Raw genomic sequence first — 16,175 nt, 5'->3', positions numbered from 1 at the left:
TCAGGATCCGGCGCCGCTGACCCGGTAGACGTCGTAGACGCCCTGGATGTTGCGGACGGCCTTCAGGACGTGCCCCAGGTGCTTGGGGTCGCCCATCTCGAAGGTGAACTTGCTGATCGCGACCCGGTCGCGGGAGGTCGTCACCGACGCCGACAGGATGTTCACGTGCTGGTCGGACAGGGTCCGGGTGACGTCCGAGAGCAGCCGGGGGCGGTCGAGCGCCTCGACCTGGATGGCGACCAGGAAGACCGAGTCCTCACTCGGCGACCAGGACACCTCCACCAGCCGGTCCGGCTCGGACTTGAGCTGCGCGACGTTGGGGCAGTTGCTGCGGTGCACCGAGACGCCGTGGCCGCGGGTGACGAACCCGACGATCTCGTCCCCGGGGACCGGGGTGCAGCAGCGCGACAGGCGCACCCAGACGTCGGAGTCGCCCGCGACCACCACACCGGCGCCCCCGCCGCCGCGGGGACGGCCGCGCAGCTTCGTCGGGACCGCCGCCTCGGCGATGTCCTCCTCGGCGGCCTCCACTCCCCCGACGGACTGCACCAGCTTCTGCACGACCGTCTGGGCGGCCACGTGGCCCTCTCCGACGGCCGCGTACAGCGAGGAGACGTCCGGGTAGCGCATGTCCCTGGCGAGCGCCAGGAGCGACTCCCCGGACAGCAGGCGCTGCAGCGGCAGGCCCTGCTTGCGCATGGCACGGCCGATGGCCTCCTTGCCCGCCTCGATCGCGGTCTCGCGGCGCTCCTTGGAGAACCACTGGCGGATCTTGTTGCGGGCGCGGCCGGACTTGACGAACTTCAGCCAGTCGCGGGAGGGGCCGGCGTCCGGCGACTTCGAGGTGAAGATCTCGACCGTGTCGCCGTTGCCCAGCCGGGACTCCAGCGGCACCAGGCGCCCGTTGACCCTGGCCCCGATGCAGCGGTGGCCCACCTCGGTGTGCACGGCGTAGGCGAAGTCGACCGGGGTCGCGCCCTCCGGGAGGGCGATCACCTGCCCCCGGGGGGTGAAGACGTAGACCTCCGAGACCGACAGGTCGAAGCGGAGCGACTCCAGGAACTCACCGGGGTCGGCGGTCTCCTTCTGCCAGTCCAGCAGCTGGCGGAGCCAGGCCATGTCGCCGGCGGCCTTGAGCTTCGACCCGGAAGGCCCGGAGGTGTTCATCTCCTCCTTGTACTTCCAGTGCGCGGCGACGCCGTACTCGGCCCGGTGGTGCATGGCGTGGGTGCGGATCTGCAGCTCCACCGGCTTGCCCTCGGGACCGATCACCGTGGTGTGCAGCGACTGGTACATGTTGAACTTGGGCATCGCGATGTAGTCCTTGAACCGGCCGGGCACCGGGTTCCACCGCGCGTGGATCGTTCCGAGGGCGGCGTAGCAGTCGCGCACCGTGTCCACGAGCACCCGGATGCCCACCAGGTCGTAGATGTCGTCGAACGCGACGTCGCGCGCGATCATCTTCTGGTAGACCGAGTAGTAGTGCTTGGGCCGGCCCTTGACCACCGCGCGGATCTTCGCCTCGCGCAGGTCGGCGGAGACCTTCTCGATGACCTCCTGCAGGAACAGGTCGCGGCGCGGGGCCCGCTCCGAGACCATCCGGGCGATCTCGTCGTAGCGCTTGGGGTAGAGCATGGCGAACGCGAGGTCCTCCAGCTCCCACTTGATGGTGTTCATGCCCAGCCGGTGGGCGAGCGGGGCGAAGATCTCCAGCGTCTCGCGGGACTTCTGCTGCCGCTTGTGCTCCGGCAGGTAGCGCATCGTGCGCATGTTGTGCAGCCGGTCGGCGAGCTTGATGACCAGCACCCGGATGTCGCGGGACATCGCCACGACCATCTTGCGCACGGTCTCGGCCTGGGCCGCGTCACCGAACTTGACCTTGTCGAGCTTGGTGACGCCGTCGACCAGCAGGGCGATGTTCTCGCCGAAGTCGGCGCGCAGCTCGTCCAGGCTGTAGGCGGTGTCCTCGACGGTGTCGTGCAGCAGCGCGGCGCAGAGCGTCTCGTCGTCGGTGCCCAGCTCGGCCAGGATCGTCGCGACCGCCAGCGGATGGGTGATGTAGGGGTCGCCGCTCTTGCGCTTCTGGTCGCGGTGGTGGTAAGCCGCCACGTCGTAGGCACGCTCGATCAGCCGCAGGTCCGCCTTCGGATGGGTCGCGCGGACCGTGCGGAACAGCGGCTCAAGCACCGGGTTCATGGCGCCACCCCATTGTCCCCCCAGGCGGGCCAGCCTGCGCCGCACCGCCGGTCTCTCCTCCGCGGCTCCGGACACGGCCGCGCCGGCATCGCCTGCCGGGACGGCCGTCTCGGAACCGCCTTCGCCGGCGGTCACGTCGGGCACGACCACATCACGGGGCACTCAGACTCCTCACCCTCGAGTCCAGATCCCATCAGTGTATCCAGACCCGCACAGGTACTTCCCCGGGCGGGGCGGCTCAGACGACCACGAGGGGGTGGAGTTCGACCCCGGTGAGCCGCTCCCGCCCCTTGAGGAAGGACAGTTCCATCAGCACGGCCACGGCGACGACCTCGGCGCCCGCCCTGCGGACCAGCTCCACCGTCGCGCGCGCCGTACCGCCCGTGGCGAGCACGTCGTCGACGATCAGGACGCGGTCACCCGGGGCGAACGCGTCCCGGTGGACCTCGATGACGGCCGAGCCGTATTCGAGATCATAGGCCTCGTCGAGCGTCTCCGAGGGGAGTTTGCCCTTCTTCCGCACCGGGACGAACCCGGCGCGCGCCTTGTAGGCCGCCGGGGCGGCCAGGATGAACCCGCGCGCCTCGATGCCGACGACCTTGTCCACCTCGTGGAGTCCCGCGAACGCGTCCGTCACCGCGGCGAACGCCTCGGGGTCGGACAGCAGCGGGGTGATGTCCTTGAACACCACCCCCGGCTGCGGGTAGTCGGGCACGTCGCGGATCCGGTCCAGGATCAGCCGGCTCAGGTCACTGTCACTCATCGTCCCACCCCGCAGGAGAAGGCGCCCCGTCCAGAAGAACGCCTCCGCCCCGGGCGCGGGGGCGGAGGCGCGTGCCCGGCGGCCCTCCGCGCGGAGGACCGCCCGTGACTCTACTTCTTCCTGCGCTTGTCGCCGCCGGAGCCGCTCGCCGCCCCGGCCGCCACCGGCTGGCGGCCGGCCTTGGCCGCGCCGCCGGTGGAGGCGAGCCTGCGGGCGATCGCCTGGTAACGCGGCTCGCGCTCCTTCAGCGTCACCAGCATCGGCGTCGCCACGCACAGCGAGGAGTACGTGCCGACGATCATGCCGACGAACAGCGCCAGCGACAGGTCCTTCAGCGTGCCGGCGCCGAACAGCGTGGTGCCGATGAACAGGATCGCCGCGACCGGCAGGATCGCCACCAGGGTGGTGTTCAGCGACCGGATCAGCGTGTGGTTCAGCGCGTCGTTGGCGGCCTGCGAGTAGGTCACCTTGGAGGTCGTGCCGAGCTTGGCGGTGACCTCCTTGATCATGTCGAACACGACGACCGCGTCGTAGAGCGAGTAGCCGAGGATCGTCAGGAAGCCCAGCAGGGTCGCCGGGGTGACCTCGAACTGCGACCAGGCGTAGACGCCCGCGGTGATCACCAGGTCGTGGACGAGGGCCACGATGGCGGCCAGCGCCATCTTCCACTCGAAGGCCATCGTCAGGTACAGGATGATCGCCAGCATGAAGACGATCAGGCCGATGACGCCCTTGCTCGCGACCTGGCCGCCCCACGAGGCGCCGATCACCTGGACGGTGACGTCGTTCTGCTTGATGCCGAAGTCGTCGGCGACGGCCTTCTGGACCGCGGTGACCTGCTCGGCAGGGAGGCTCTCGGTGGTGACCCGCCAGCCGTTGTTGGTCGTCTGCACGATGACCTGGTGCGCGCCGGCCTCCTGGACCGAGCCGCGGACCTCCTCGATGGTGGCCGACGGCGCCTTGAAGGAGAACACCGATCCGCCCTTGAACTCCACGCCGAGCTTCAGGCCGCCGTTGACGACCAGGCCAGCGATGGAGATCAGCAGCAGGAAGGCGGACAGCCCGTACCAGAGCTTCTGCTTCCCGACGAAGTCGACGTTGGTCTCGCCCCGGTACAGGCGAGTCACGAGGCCGGCCATCACGCCTCCTGCAAAGCGGTCGTGGAGCCGGCGTGCGGCTCGTTGCTCATGCGCTCGGCGTCCAGGCCGGAGAGCTTGTGGCCCTTGGCGAAGAACTTCAGCCTGGCCAGCAGGGCGACGAACGGCTTGGTGAACATGAACACCACGGCGATGTCGATGAGGGTGGTCAGGCCCATCGCGAACGCGAACCCGGCCACGCCGCCGACCGCCAGGAAGTAGAGGACCACGGCGGCGATGAACATGACCGCGTCGGCGATCAGGATCGTGCGGCGGGCGCGGACCCAGGCGACCTCGATGGCCGAGCGGAGCGTGCGGCGGCCCTCCTTCATCTCGTCGCGGATGCGCTCGAAGTAGACGATGAAGGAGTCCGCGGTGATGCCGATCGAGACGATCAGGCCGATGATGTGCGGCAGCGAGAGGCGGAAGCCCGCGAAGTGGCCGAGCAGCACCACCGACTGGTAGGTGAGGATCGAGGCGACCGCGAGGCTCAGCACCGAGACGACACCCAGACCCCGGTAGTAGAGCAGCGAGTAGACGACCACCAGGCCGAGACCGATCGCGCCGGCGATGAGGCCGCCGCGGAGCTGGTCGGCGCCCAGGGTGGAGGAGACCTCGTCGATCGAGCTCTTCTCGAACTTCAGCGGGAGCGCGCCGTACTTGAGCTGGTTGGCCAGCTCGGTGGCGGTCACCTGGGTGAAGCTGCCGGAGATCTGCGCCCGGCCGCCGGTGATCGGCTCCTGGATGACCGGGGCGGAGATGACCACGCCGTCCAGGACCATGGCGACCTGGTTGCGGGGCTCGGCGGAGTTGAAGGCGGTGGTGGTGACCTTGGACCACTGGTCCGGCCCCTGGCCCTTGAAGGAGAGCTGCACGAGCCACTCACCGGTGCTCGGCTCCACGCCGGCCTCCGCGCTGTCGATCGCGGTGCCGGTCACGGCCGCCTTCTCCAGGACGTACTTGGCGCTGCCGTCCTGGCTGCAGGCGACGAACTGCTGGTTCGGGTCGTCCTGGGCGCCCTGGCCCTTGTCCTGCTTGGAGCAGTCGAGCGTCTTGAACCGCTCCAGCACCGCCGGGTCGATGCCGGTGGTGTCGACGCCTGCCAGCGGGTCGTCGGCCGCGGCCGTCGGCGTCGCGGACGGCGCGGCGCTCCCGCTCGGTCGCGCCGACGGTTCGGCGCCTCCGTCGGAGTCCGCCGCGGGCGTCTTCCGCTGCCGGGGGGCCGCCGACTGCGACGGGCTCGGGTTGGTCAGGGCCGAGGACAGCGCGCGGCCCGCGGGCGAGCCGCTCGGGCTCGCCTGCGCGCTCGAGGAGGGCGCGGGCACGCGCGTGCCCTTCTGACCGGTGGCCGCGGGCGAGGGGGACGGCTGCGGCGTCTGGGCGGCCGTGTCGCCCGGGGTCGGGGCCTGGGTGGCCATCTCGCCCGGGGTCTGGGGCGAGCCCGCGGCGATCGCCAGCACCTGGCGGAAGCGCAGCTCCGCGGTCGTGCCGACCAGCTTGACGACCTCCTCCTGGCCGACTCCGGGGACGGAGATGACGATGTTGTCACCGGCCTTGGCGACTTCGGCGTCGGAGATGCCGCTGCCGTTCACCCGGTCCCGGATGATGTTCACAGCCAGGTCGAGGCTCTCCTCGGTGGGAGCGCCGCCGTCGGGGGTGATGGGCGACAGCGTCACTGTCGTGCCGCCCGCGAGGTCGAGGCCATATTCGGGGGTGAGCGCCTTGTTGAGCAGCATCACCCCGCCCATGGCGAGGATGAGCGCCAGAAGCGCCAGGAGCATGCGCCCCGGTCTGCTCTGGCCACTGGTCGGTCGGGCCACTGGTCGTCAGTTCTTTCGGTTAAGGGGGATTGGGGGCGAGCTGCGCTCAGGGCTTCTTGTTGGGAGCCGGGTCCTGGTTGTCACCCTGCTGCTCGGGGACCTCGGTCACGTCGTCGTCGATGCCCGCGACGTCCTCGGTCTCGTCCGCCGCGGGCATCACGCGCCCGATGGCGGCCTTGACCCAGCGGGTCTCGACACCGGGGGCGACCTCCAGGATCACGTCCTCGGCGTCGATGCCCACCACGGTGCCGAACAGCCCCGTCGTGGTCATGACCCGGGTCCCCGGCGTCAGGGAGTTCTGCATCTGGATCTGCTCCTGCTGCCGCTTACGCTGCGGGCGGATGAGCAGGAAGTAGAACACCACGACCATCAGAGCGATCATGATGAGGCTTGAGTAGTCGCCCATGGGGCCGTTCCTCCAACTTGAGAATGACCGGCCTGGCGCCGGACGTCGTATACGGCCACGCCGCTCAGCACGTCAGCCTACACAGCCAGCCAGGCCACGGAGTTTAGGCGAGCTGTTAGAAGCGCGGCAACGAGGTCACGATCGGGCGTACGGGGAAGTTCCCGTTTCGAGACTCTCGTCACCGATCCGTGATCGGCCCCGTACGGCCCGCCCGCCGGGACGCCCGCGGCCTCGTCACTGAGGACAACGCCGCAGGAGCGGCCGGTCTTCCGGGAACGCCCCGCCCGCGTGGCGGCAATCCGCAGGCGGGGCGCCTCCGGGCGCCCGCAGGCAGGACCCTCGGGCGCCGGGCACGGCCGCCGGGGCTCCGCGGGCGCCGGACGCCTCCGCAGAGCAGGGCCCTCAGGCGCCGAACGCGTCCGGCGGCGGCGTCATCCCCATGTGCAGCCACGCCGCGGCGGTGGCGACCCGGCCGCGCGGGGTCCGGGCCAGCAGCCCCTGCCGGACCAGGAACGGCTCGGCGACCACCTCGACCGTCTCGGGCTCCTCCCCCACCGCGACGGCCAGGGTGGACAGGCCGACCGGTCCTCCGCCGAACCTGCGCAGCAGCACCTCCAGCACCGCCCGGTCCAGCCGGTCCAGCCCTTCGGCGTCGACCTCGTAGAGGTCCAGCGCGGCCGCGGCGACCTGCCGGGAGATCACCCCGTCCGCCCGGACCTCGGCGAAGTCGCGCACCCGGCGGAGCAGCCGGTTGGCGATGCGGGGCGTGCCGCGCGAGCGCCCGGCGATCTCCCGCGCCGCGTCGGCGGGCAGTTCCAGGCCGAGCAGCCGCGCCGAGCGGTGCAGCACCTGCTCCAGCTCCCCGACCTCGTAGAAGTCCATGTGCGCGACGAAGCCGAACCTGTCGCGCAGCGGCGCGGGCAGCAGGCCCGCCCGGGTGGTGGCGCCGACCAGGGTGAACGGCGCGATCTCCAGCGGGATCGCGGTCGCCCCCGGCCCCTTGCCCACCACGACGTCGACCCGGAAGTCCTCCATCGCGAGGTAGAGCATCTCCTCGGCGGGCCGGGCCATCCGGTGGATCTCGTCGACGAACAGGACCTCGCCCTCCGAGAGGGTCGACAGGATCGCCGCGAGGTCGCCCGCCCGCTCCAGCGCCGGCCCCGAGGTGATGCGGAGCGGCACGCCCAGCTCGGTCGCGATGATCATCGACAGGGTCGTCTTGCCGAGTCCCGGCGACCCGCTCATCAGCACGTGGTCCGGCGGCCGGCCGCGGCGCAGGGCGCTGTGCAGCACCAGTGAGAGCTGCTCGCGCACCCGGGCCTGTCCGATGAACTCCGCCAGCCGCTTGGGCCGGAGCGCGGCCTCGATCAGCCGCTCGTCACCCTCGGCCTCCGGCGACACCAGGTCGCGCTCGGGATTCATGCCGCCCCCTCCGCCGGCCGCGTCCGCGCCGCCGCGCCCGCGGCCCGCCCGCTCCGCTCGTCCACGCGCACCACTGCGCTCACCGCACGCTCAGCACGCGCAGCGCCGCCTTCAGCAGGGCCGCGACCTGCGGGGTCCGGCCCGCCGCCACCTCGGCGTCGGCCTGCGGGCCCACCGCGGCGACCGCCTCGTCGGCGTCCTTGGCCGAGTAGCCCAGGCCGACCAGCCCCGAGTGGACCTGGTCCCGCCAGGCGGGCGCGGCCGCCCGGCCGTCGAGCGCGGCGCTGACGGCCTCCTCCGGGGTGCCCAGCCTGTCCTTGAGGTCGACGATGATCCGCTGGGCGCCCTTGGGGCCGACGCCCGGGACCCGGGTCAGCGCCTTGACGTCGGCGGAGGCCACGGCCATCCGGAGCGCGTCGGGCGTGTGCACGGCCAGCATGGCCAGCGCGACCTTGGGCCCGACCCCGTTGGCGGCCTGCAGCATCTCGAAGACACCGCGCTCGTCGTCGTCGGCGAACCCGAACAGGGTGAGCGAGTCCTCCCGGACCACCAGGGAGGTGGCCAGGCGGGTCTCCTCCCCCGTCCGCAGCGTCGCGAGCGTGCCGGGGGTGCAGTGCACCAGCACGCCCACGCCGCCGACCTCGACCACCGCCCTGTCGTGCGCGATGGCGGTCACCCGTCCCCGCACCGAGGCGATCACTTCACCGTTCCTCTCGCATGTCCGCCGCGGCCCCGGCCGCGGAAGTAGGCCGCCGCGGTCGTGCCCGGCTCCGTCCTCGTCCTGGCCAGCGCCTCGGCCAGGCGGTTGTGCGCCCCGCCCCGCCACACGTGGCAGATGGCGAGCGCGAGGGCGTCGGCGGCGTCGGCGGGCTTCGGCATCGCGTCGAGCCGCAGCAGCCTGGTCACCATGGTGCCGACCTGCTGCTTGCCGGCCGTGCCGCTGCCGGTGATCGCGGCCTTCACCTCCGACGGCGTGTGCAGCGCCACCGGGATGCCCCGCCGCGAGGCGCACAGGATGGCGACGGCGGAGGCCTGGGCCGTGCCCATCACGGTCCTGAGGTTGTGCTGGGCGAAGACCCGCTCGACGGCCACGGCGTCCGGCCTGACCTCGTCGAGCCACCGCTCGATCCCGGCCTCCACGGCCACCAGCCTCGCTCCGATCTCGTCGTCGGCCGCCGTGCGCACGACGCCGACCTTGACCAGGCGCAGCGGCGCGCCGGGGCGTCCCTCCACCGCGCCGAGCCCGCACCGGGTCAGCCCCGGATCGACCCCCATCACCCGCAGCTCGGGCACCCGCACCGGCACGCCTCCCACCCGCCGAACACCTGTTCGGTGCCCGACTCTACCGCCTGGCGGCCCCGCCCGCACGGACACCCGGCCGCCCCGGCGCCGGATCTCACAGGCGCTGGGCGGCGGGCTCCCCGCCGTCCTCCGCCGCGGCCGCGGCCCGCAGCCGGTCCAGCCGCTCCATCACCGGCGTCGCCGTGATCCCGTGCAGGACCAGCGAGGCCAGTACGGTGAAGGCCACCACGGCCCAGATCTCCTCGGCGGGCACCCCGAAGTCGGCGTGCCCGAGCCCGTAGGCGAGGTAGTACAGCGAGCCGATGCCCCGGATGCCGAAGAAGGCGATCACGCCGCGCTCGCGCCGCCCCGCCCGTCCGCCGAGCCCGGCGAGCCCTCCGGCCAGCGGCCGGACCACCAGGAGCAGCAGCAGTCCGACCGCGGCCCCCTCCCAGGTGAGCGCGGCCAGGCCGCCGGTCGCGACGAACCCGCCGAGCAGCAGGATCAGCCAGGCGGTCAGCAGCCGCTCGATCTGCTCGATGAAGCCGTGCAGCACGCCGTTGTAGCCGTGGGTGCGCTCGGCGGCCCTGATCGTGCAGGCGGTCACGAACACCGCGATGAAGCCGTACCCGCCCACCAGTTCGGTGGCGCCGTACGCCAGGAGCGTCGCGGCCAGCGCGACGAAGCCGTCGCGGTGCTCGGCCAGCCTCAGGTCCGCCGTCCTGGCCCGGAAGAAGAGCCGCCCCAGCAGCGTGCCGGTCGCCAGGCCGCCCAGCACCCCGACGGCGCTCCTGTAGAGCAGGTCCGTCAGCGCCCACTCGGTGAGCCAGCCGGCGCCGCCTCCGGCGAGGGCGAAGGCGATCGCGGCGTAGACGAGCGGGAAGGCCAGGCCGTCGTTGAGCCCGGCCTCGGAGGTGAGCGTGAAGCGCACCTCGTCGTCGTCCTTCTCGGAGTCGACCGGCTGGCCGACCTGCACGTCGGAGGCGAGCACCGGATCGGTGGGCGAGAGCACCGCGCCGAGCAGCAGCGCCGCGGCCCACGGCCAGCCCAGCAGGCCGTGCGCGGCGAGGGCGACCGCCGCCACGCTCAGCGGCATCGTCCACGCCAGCAGCCGCCAGGTCGAGCCCCAGCGCGCCCAGCCGAAGGGCCGGTTGACCGCCAGTCCTGCGCCCATCAGCGAGACGATGACGCAGATCTCGGTGGCGTGCTCGACCAGCGCCCGGTGGGCGACCGGGTCGGGCCGGGAGAGCCCCAGCGGCACCAGGTAGAGGAGGAACCCGCCGATCAGGCAGGCCAGCGGCAGCGAGAAGGGCCGCCGGTCGAGCAGCTGCGGGAGCACGGCCGCGAGCAGGGCGCCGACGCCGGCCACCGCGAAGACGAGATCAGGGTTCCCCATGGTGAGGCGCTGCTACCCGCACATGACGGGACAAACCTCACGAAACGATCACTGCGGGCGGCGGACCCGGGCGCCCCCCCGCTCGCGGGGGGCGTGCCCCGCGGGCCGGGAGCGCTCCCCCGGAGGAGCGCGGCGCCCGCGCCGCGGACCGGGACCTCCGCGCTCCCGGAGGAGCCGGGCCGTCCGCCGGGCGGGCGCCTTCCGGCCGGTCAGGCCTCGATCTTCTCCATGACCTCGTCGGAGACGTCGAAGTTGGCCCACACGTTCTGCACGTCGTCGCTGTCCTCGAGCGCGTCGATCAGCCGGAAGACCTTGCGCGCGCCCTCCTCGTCCAGGGGGACGTTCATCGTCGGCAGGAAGCTCGACTCGGCCGAGTCGTAGTCGATCCCGGCGTCCTGCAGGGCCTTGCGGACCGGGACGAGGTCACCGGCCTCGCAGACGACCTCGTAGCTCTCACCCAGGTCGTTGACCTCCTCGGCGCCCGCGTCGAGGACGGCCATCAGCACGTCGTCCTCCGACAGCCCGCCCTTGGGGACGATCACGACGCCCTTGCGGTTGAACATGTAGGACACCGAGCCGGGGTCGGCCAGCGAGCCGCCGTTGCGGGTCAGCGCGACGCGGACCTCGGAGGCCGCCCGGTTGCGGTTGTCGGTCAGGCACTCGATCAGCACCGCGACGCCGCCGGGGGCGTAGCCCTCGTACATGATGGTCTGCCAGTCGGCGCCGCCCGCCTCCAGGCCGCCGCCGCGCTTGCGGGCGCGCTCGATGTTGTCCAGCGGGACCGAGTTCTTCCTGGCCTTGGTGATGGCGTCGTACAGCGTCGGGTTGCCGTCCGGGTCGGGGCCACCGGTCCGGGCCGCGACCTCGATGTTCTTGATGAGCTTGGCGAACAGCTTGCCCCGCTTGGAGTCAAGCGCGGCCTTCTTGTGCTTCGTCGTCGCCCATTTGGAGTGGCCGGACATCGCCTAGAACTCCCTCACCATTTCCACGAAGTACGAATGCACGCCGGCGTCCCCGATCAGCTCCGGATGGAAGGACGTGGCGAGCAGCGGCCCCTGGCGGACCGCGACGATCCTATCCCCAGGTTCGGCCCGGGCCAGCACTTCCACCTCGGGACCGACCGATTCCACCCAGGGGGCGCGGATGAACACCGCGCGCAGCGCACCCCGGCCGGCGAAGTCGATGTCGGCCTCGAAGGAGTCGACCTGGCGGCCGAAGGCGTTGCGGCGGACCGTCATGTCGATGCCGCCGATGGTCTGCTGGCCCTCGGCGCCGTCCTCGATCCGGTCGGCCAGCATGATCATACCGGCGCAGGAACCGTAGGCGGGCATGCCCGCCGCGACGCGCGCCCGGAGCGGTTCGAGCAGGTCGAACGTGACCGCGAGCTTCCACATGGTGGTGGACTCCCCGCCGGGGACGACCAGGGCGTCGACGGTCTCCAGCTCACCGGGGCGCCGTACGGCCACCGCCTTCGCCCCGGCGTCCTCCAGCGCGCGCATGTGCTCGCGCACGTCTCCCTGGAGGGCGAGCACACCTATCGTGGGCACACTCATCCTTTCGTCCGGCTCGTCGGATTCGCTCTAAGAGCGTAACCGCTGCCGCGCGGTGGGCCGGACGGTGATCGCCTCCCGCCCCCTCCCGGCCGCCCTCTCCGGTGCGGCGCCGTCAGGGGCGCGCGGTCTCCAGTTCCACGGTCTCCCGGATCTGGTCGATCGCGGGCGTCCTGGCCGTCGAGGGGTCGAGCGGGCGCAGGTAGGTCTGCTGGACGCCGGGGACCCGGTCCTCGATCACGAACGTCGCCCGGGTGTACGCCTCCGCGCCCGCCTGGGAGACCTGGGGCAGCACCTTGAAGTCCGCGGTGAGCCGCTCGCGCTCGATCCGGGTCACCACGTAGCCGCGCTGGTTGTTGTGGAACCTCAGGTGCGGGTTGATCGTCAGGAACGGGTGGGCGGCCGGGTCGGAGTCGCGGCCGTCGCCGCCCGAGGTGATCGAGGAGGTCACCAGCTCGGAGCCGACCGTGCGGCTCGTCGGGTCGTCGTAGTCGAGTTTGAGGTCGCTCGCCCAGTGGGCGTGCACGTCCCCGGTGAGCACGACCGGGTTGCGCACCCCGGCGTCCACCCACCCCTGGGTGATCCGCTGCCGGGAGGCGACGTAGCCGTCCCAGGCGTCCTGGCTGGTGACCTTCACGGGGCCGGCGTCGTTGTCGCGCTGGGCGAAGAAGACCTGCTGGCCCAGGACGTCCCAGCGCGCCCGCGAGTGGCGGAAGCCCTCCAGCAGCCAGCGCTCCTGCTCCGCCCCGGTGATCGAGCGGGCCGGGTCGGCCGCCTCCGGGCAGGCCCGGTAGCCGTCGCCGCAGCCCTGGTCGCTGCGGTACTGCCGGGTGTCGAGCATGTGGAAGGTGGCCAGCCTCCCCCAGCGGATCCGCCGGTAGAGCTGCATGTCGATGCCGCGCGGGACCGAGCCGCGGCGCAGCGGCATGTTCTCGTAGTAGGCCCGGAACGCCGCCGCGCGGCGGGCGAGGAATCCCGGCTGCGGGATCTCCGGCTTCTCCGGCACCTCGTCGGCCCAGTTGTTGTCCAGCTCGTGGTCGTCCCAGACGACCAGCCAGGGCGCCGCGGCGTGCGCCGCCTGCAGGTCGGGGTCGGTCTTGTACTGGGCGTGCCGCTGGCGGTAGTCCGCCAGGGTCTCGGTCTCCGGCCCCTCGTGGTGGCGGACGTTCCCGCCGGGGGCGGTGTAGGAGTCGCGCTTGTACTCGTACTGGTAGTCGCCCAGGTGCAGGACCAGGTCGGGGCGGTCCTCGGCCAGGCGCCGGTAGGCGGTGAAGTAGCCGTGCTCGTACTGCGCGCAGGAGGCGAAGGCCATCACCAGGCCGGAGCCGTACGACAGGGGGTGCGGGGCGGTCCGGGCCCGGCCCGTCGGCGAGACGTACGGCCCGGCCTTGAAGCGGTACCAGTAGTCCCGGTCGGAGGCCAGCCGGTCGACCTCGACGTGGACGCTGTGGCCCCACTCGGGGCGCGCGGTGGCGACGCCGTGCCGGACGAGCCTGCGGCCGGCCTCGTCGGCGTAGATCTGCCAGTGGACGGTGACGGGCCGGGCGGGCATGCCGCCCGCGCCGTCCTCGGCCAGCGGCCGCGGTGCCAGCCTGGTCCAGATCACGAAGCCGTCGGAGTCCGGGTCGCCGCAGGCCACGCCGAGGGTGAAGGGGTCGGAGCGCAACTCCCGGGAGGCCGGGGAGGGCTCGCCGCCGGGAGCGGGACCGGGGCCGGCGTGCGCGGCGGACGGCAGGCCGGCCGCGGCGCCCGCCGCGAGACCGGTGACGAGGAAGGAGCGCCGGCTGAGCTGGGACATGGGGGGATCCTCCCGGAGCGATCAGACGCCAACGCCGGTAGCCTCGCCGACGATCATGACAAGAGGGTGAACTCCTCAGGTCACGCAAAGGGCGGCACCCTTCACGGATGCCGCCCTTGGCGGATTCTTTCGCCGGGGATGACCGCCGCCGCGCCCGGCCGGACCGGGCCGGGGACGCCGCGGCGCGGGACTACCAGCCGCGCTCGGCCAGGCGGTGCGGGACCGGGATCTCGTCGACGTTGATGCCGACCATGGCCTCGCCCAGGCCGCGGGAGACCTTGGCGATGACGTCCGGGTCGTCGTAGAAGGTGGTGGCCTTGACGATGGCGGCGGCGCGCTGGGCGGGGTTGCCGGACTTGAAGATGCCGGAGCCGACGAACACGCCCTCGGCGCCGAGCTGCATCATCATCGCGGCGTCGGCCGGGGTGGCGATGCCGCCCGCGGTGAACAGCACGACGGGCAGCTTGCCGGTCCTGGCGACCTCGGCCACCAGCTCGTACGGCGCCTGCAGCTCCTTGGCTGCGACGTAGAGCTCGTCCTCGGGCAGGGAGGTCAGGCGCTTGATCTCGGCGCGGATCGTGCGCATGTGGGTGACCGCGTTGGAGACGTCGCCGGTGCCGGCCTCGCCCTTGGAGCGGATCATCGCCGCGCCCTCGGTGATGCGGCGCAGCGCCTCGCCCAGGTTGGTGGCGCCGCAGACGAAGGGCACGGTGAAGCGCCACTTGTCGATGTGGTTGGCGTAGTCGGCCGGGGTGAGCACCTCGGACTCGTCGATGTAGTCGACGCCGAGCGACTGCAGGACCTGGGCCTCGACGAAGTGGCCGATGCGGGCCTTGGCCATCACGGGGATCGAGACGGCGTTGATGATGCCGTCGATCATGTCGGGGTCGCTCATCCGGGAGACGCCGCCCTGCGCGCGGATGTCCGCCGGGACCCGCTCCAGCGCCATGACGGCGACCGCGCCGGCGTCTTCGGCGATCTTGGCCTGCTCCGGGGTGACGACGTCCATGATGACGCCGCCCTTGAGCATCTCGGCCATGCCGCGCTTCACCCGGGCGGTTCCGGTGATGGCGTTATCGGTGACTTCGGGCGTGCTGCTGGACACGGTCTCTACCTCACGACGGCTGGTTACTGCGGAACGGGCCGCCCGCGCGGCGGCCACCACCTGTTCATCGTAGGCGCTGGCGCGCGTATTCCCCCACACCTCCTTGGCGCACCGCCCGGCCCGGCTTGGACACCGTGTACGGGCCGCCGGGGCGCGCGGGCGGGCCGGGACCGGTCAGGGGGTGACCGGCTTGGCCGAGGCGAGCACGACCCAGACCTGGCCGGGGGCGAAGTTCATCGGCTCGCCGGTCTCGGTGGTGAAGACGGTGCCCTCCTCCTCCGAGGCGCGGCTCCAGCGCGCCTTGTAGGCCTTGCCGTCGCGCAGCACGACCGCCCGGCCCTTGCCGGTGGTGTGCACCAGCGGCGTGTAGCTCTGGTTCTTGTCGTGGAACTGCGAGCGCACGGTCTTGGTGTACTGCACGACGACCGTGGGGGCGGCGAGCTGGCCGCCCTCGGCCGCCATGTCCTTCTCGCCGTCCTGCCAGATCAGCCACTTGCCGGCCTTCTCCGACCAGCCGAAGGTGAAGCGGGCCGCGGGGTACCGCACGCTGTAGGTCTTGCGGGGCGTGCCGCCCTCGGCCGGGGCGTCGCCGAAGGTGAAGCCGATGTCCTCGGCCCTGCTCGCCTCGGGCGCCGCGGCCAGCAGCCGCTTGGTGTTCGCGAACAGGTTGTAGGGGGCGTAGCGGCCGGGCTGGCGGTAGTAGGCCCCGGGGGCGCGGCTGTCGGAGACGTCGAACAGCGGGGCCTCGGCGATGAACGGCAGCATCTTGGTCTGCGCGCCGGAGTAGGCGAAGGCCGGCTTGCCGAACTGCGGGACGAGGTGCAGGTCGGTGATGCGCGCGCTGCGGACCGGGCCGATCTTGGCCGGGAGCTTCGAGGAGAAGACCGCGATCAGCCGGGTCAGCCCGGCCTCGACCTGGGTGACGTAGACGATGTCGGCGCTCTTGAGGCCGAGCTGCGGCTTGCCCGCCGCGGTGTTCTCGATCTTCACCGCGAGCACCGGGCCGCGGCGCCCGCCGGGCAGGCCGGTGAAGGGGTGGGCCGGCTCCGGGGTCGGCGTCGGCTCCGGGGAGTCCGCCGCCGCCTGCGGCTGCCTGCCCGGAGCGGGCTCGTCGGACGAGCACGCCGCGGCGGGCGCCAGAACCGCCGCTCCGGCCAGTGTGACGGCGATCATCCGGGGTAGCCGCACGGTCATCTCCTCGAATCGGCCTGAAATCGCCAAGAGCTTACCTGTGACCGACTTGTCGGGTGTTCCGCTTGTATAGCGATTTCATGTAGGCAACCTGGGAGGACGCGGTCCCGG

At 72.1% G+C, this 16,175-nt stretch carries 14 protein-coding genes; all 14 read right to left on the bottom strand.

Translation table 11 applies throughout. The features are described 5' to 3' along the window. The 14 genes from ABD823_RS21970 to ABD823_RS21905 all read right to left on the bottom strand — a co-directional run bounded on the left by ABD823_RS21970 (position 1) and on the right by ABD823_RS21905 (position 16,067). Positions 1-2,196, bottom strand: a complete 2,196-nt coding sequence (locus ABD823_RS21970; RefSeq protein ID WP_344862538.1) for a RelA/SpoT family protein — start codon at positions 2,194-2,196, stop codon at positions 1-3. A gap of 238 nt (positions 2,197-2,434) precedes the next feature. After that, entirely contained in the window at positions 2,435-2,959 is a 525-nt protein-coding gene (locus ABD823_RS21965; protein WP_344862537.1) for an adenine phosphoribosyltransferase, read from the bottom strand. Between the two features lie 110 nt (positions 2,960-3,069). Further along, on the bottom strand, positions 3,070-4,098 hold the full coding sequence (gene secF / locus ABD823_RS21960; RefSeq protein WP_344862536.1) for a protein translocase subunit SecF: 1,029 nt from the start codon (positions 4,096-4,098) through the stop codon (positions 3,070-3,072). Beyond that, the gene (gene secD / locus ABD823_RS21955) at positions 4,098-5,876 is read right to left on the bottom strand and encodes a protein translocase subunit SecD (RefSeq protein ID WP_344862534.1); all 1,779 of its coding nucleotides are present in this window, start codon (positions 5,874-5,876) and stop codon (positions 4,098-4,100) included. The genes secF and secD overlap by 1 nt, the downstream gene beginning before the upstream one ends. 85 nt (positions 5,877-5,961) lie before the next feature. Beyond that, positions 5,962-6,321 (bottom strand): preprotein translocase subunit YajC, encoded by a 360-nt coding sequence (yajC, locus tag ABD823_RS21950; RefSeq protein ID WP_344862532.1) that lies wholly within the window; start codon positions 6,319-6,321, stop codon positions 5,962-5,964. Positions 6,322-6,723: 402 nt separating this feature from the next. Further along, on the bottom strand, positions 6,724-7,743 hold the full coding sequence (gene ruvB / locus ABD823_RS21945; RefSeq protein ID WP_344862531.1) for a Holliday junction branch migration DNA helicase RuvB: 1,020 nt from the start codon (positions 7,741-7,743) through the stop codon (positions 6,724-6,726). 79 nt (positions 7,744-7,822) lie between these two features. Further along, entirely contained in the window at positions 7,823-8,443 is a 621-nt protein-coding gene (ruvA, locus tag ABD823_RS21940; protein WP_344862529.1) for a Holliday junction branch migration protein RuvA, read from the bottom strand. Further along, positions 8,440-9,027, bottom strand: a complete 588-nt coding sequence (ruvC, locus tag ABD823_RS21935) for a crossover junction endodeoxyribonuclease RuvC (protein ID WP_344862605.1) — start codon at positions 9,025-9,027, stop codon at positions 8,440-8,442. The genes ruvA and ruvC overlap by 4 nt, the downstream gene beginning before the upstream one ends. Before the next feature lie 112 nt (positions 9,028-9,139). Beyond that, entirely contained in the window at positions 9,140-10,420 is a 1,281-nt protein-coding gene (locus ABD823_RS21930; RefSeq protein WP_344862527.1) for a cation:proton antiporter, read from the bottom strand. Between the two features lie 209 nt (positions 10,421-10,629). Further along, positions 10,630-11,382, bottom strand: a complete 753-nt coding sequence (locus ABD823_RS21925) for a YebC/PmpR family DNA-binding transcriptional regulator (RefSeq protein ID WP_344862525.1) — start codon at positions 11,380-11,382, stop codon at positions 10,630-10,632. Positions 11,383-11,385: 3 nt separating this feature from the next. Beyond that, positions 11,386-11,973: a pyridoxal 5'-phosphate synthase glutaminase subunit PdxT gene (gene pdxT / locus ABD823_RS21920; RefSeq protein WP_344862523.1), complete on the bottom strand. Its 588-nt coding sequence runs from the start codon at positions 11,971-11,973 to the stop codon at positions 11,386-11,388. Between the two features lie 112 nt (positions 11,974-12,085). After that, complete coding sequence (locus tag ABD823_RS21915) at positions 12,086-13,768, bottom strand: alkaline phosphatase D family protein (protein WP_344862521.1); 1,683 nt, start codon at positions 13,766-13,768, stop codon at positions 12,086-12,088. Positions 13,769-13,958: 190 nt separating this feature from the next. Then, on the bottom strand, positions 13,959-14,873 hold the full coding sequence (pdxS, locus tag ABD823_RS21910; protein WP_344862519.1) for a pyridoxal 5'-phosphate synthase lyase subunit PdxS: 915 nt from the start codon (positions 14,871-14,873) through the stop codon (positions 13,959-13,961). 174 nt (positions 14,874-15,047) lie between these two features. Next, entirely contained in the window at positions 15,048-16,067 is a 1,020-nt protein-coding gene (locus ABD823_RS21905; protein ID WP_344862517.1) for a DUF3048 domain-containing protein, read from the bottom strand. Between the last annotated feature and the right edge of the window lie 108 nt (positions 16,068-16,175).

This window comes from Planomonospora alba, from assembly GCF_039534085.1.
GTDB lineage: Bacteria > Actinomycetota > Actinomycetes > Streptosporangiales > Streptosporangiaceae > Planomonospora_B > Planomonospora_B alba.
Note: the sequence above shows the minus strand (reverse complement) of the source record. Positions and strands in the feature narration are given on the sequence as shown.

Excerpts from the sequence above, each read along its gene's own strand:
- ABD823_RS21970 (WP_344862538.1), bottom strand. The coding sequence starts at position 2,196 with ATGAACCCGGTGCTTGAGCCGCTGTTCCGCACGGTCCGCGCGACCCAT.
- ABD823_RS21965 (WP_344862537.1), bottom strand. The coding sequence starts at position 2,959 with ATGAGTGACAGTGACCTGAGCCGGCTGATCCTGGACCGGATCCGCGAC.
- secF (WP_344862536.1), bottom strand. The coding sequence starts at position 4,098 with ATGGCCGGCCTCGTGACTCGCCTGTACCGGGGCGAGACCAACGTCGAC.
- secD (WP_344862534.1), bottom strand. The coding sequence starts at position 5,876 with ATGCTCCTGGCGCTTCTGGCGCTCATCCTCGCCATGGGCGGGGTGATG.
- yajC (WP_344862532.1), bottom strand. The coding sequence starts at position 6,321 with ATGGGCGACTACTCAAGCCTCATCATGATCGCTCTGATGGTCGTGGTG.
- ruvB (WP_344862531.1), bottom strand. The coding sequence starts at position 7,743 with ATGAATCCCGAGCGCGACCTGGTGTCGCCGGAGGCCGAGGGTGACGAG.
- ABD823_RS21930 (WP_344862527.1), bottom strand. The coding sequence starts at position 10,420 with ATGGGGAACCCTGATCTCGTCTTCGCGGTGGCCGGCGTCGGCGCCCTG.
- ABD823_RS21925 (WP_344862525.1), bottom strand. The coding sequence starts at position 11,382 with ATGTCCGGCCACTCCAAATGGGCGACGACGAAGCACAAGAAGGCCGCG.
- pdxT (WP_344862523.1), bottom strand. The coding sequence starts at position 11,973 with ATGAGTGTGCCCACGATAGGTGTGCTCGCCCTCCAGGGAGACGTGCGC.
- ABD823_RS21915 (WP_344862521.1), bottom strand. The coding sequence starts at position 13,768 with ATGTCCCAGCTCAGCCGGCGCTCCTTCCTCGTCACCGGTCTCGCGGCG.
- ABD823_RS21905 (WP_344862517.1), bottom strand. The coding sequence starts at position 16,067 with ATGACCGTGCGGCTACCCCGGATGATCGCCGTCACACTGGCCGGAGCG.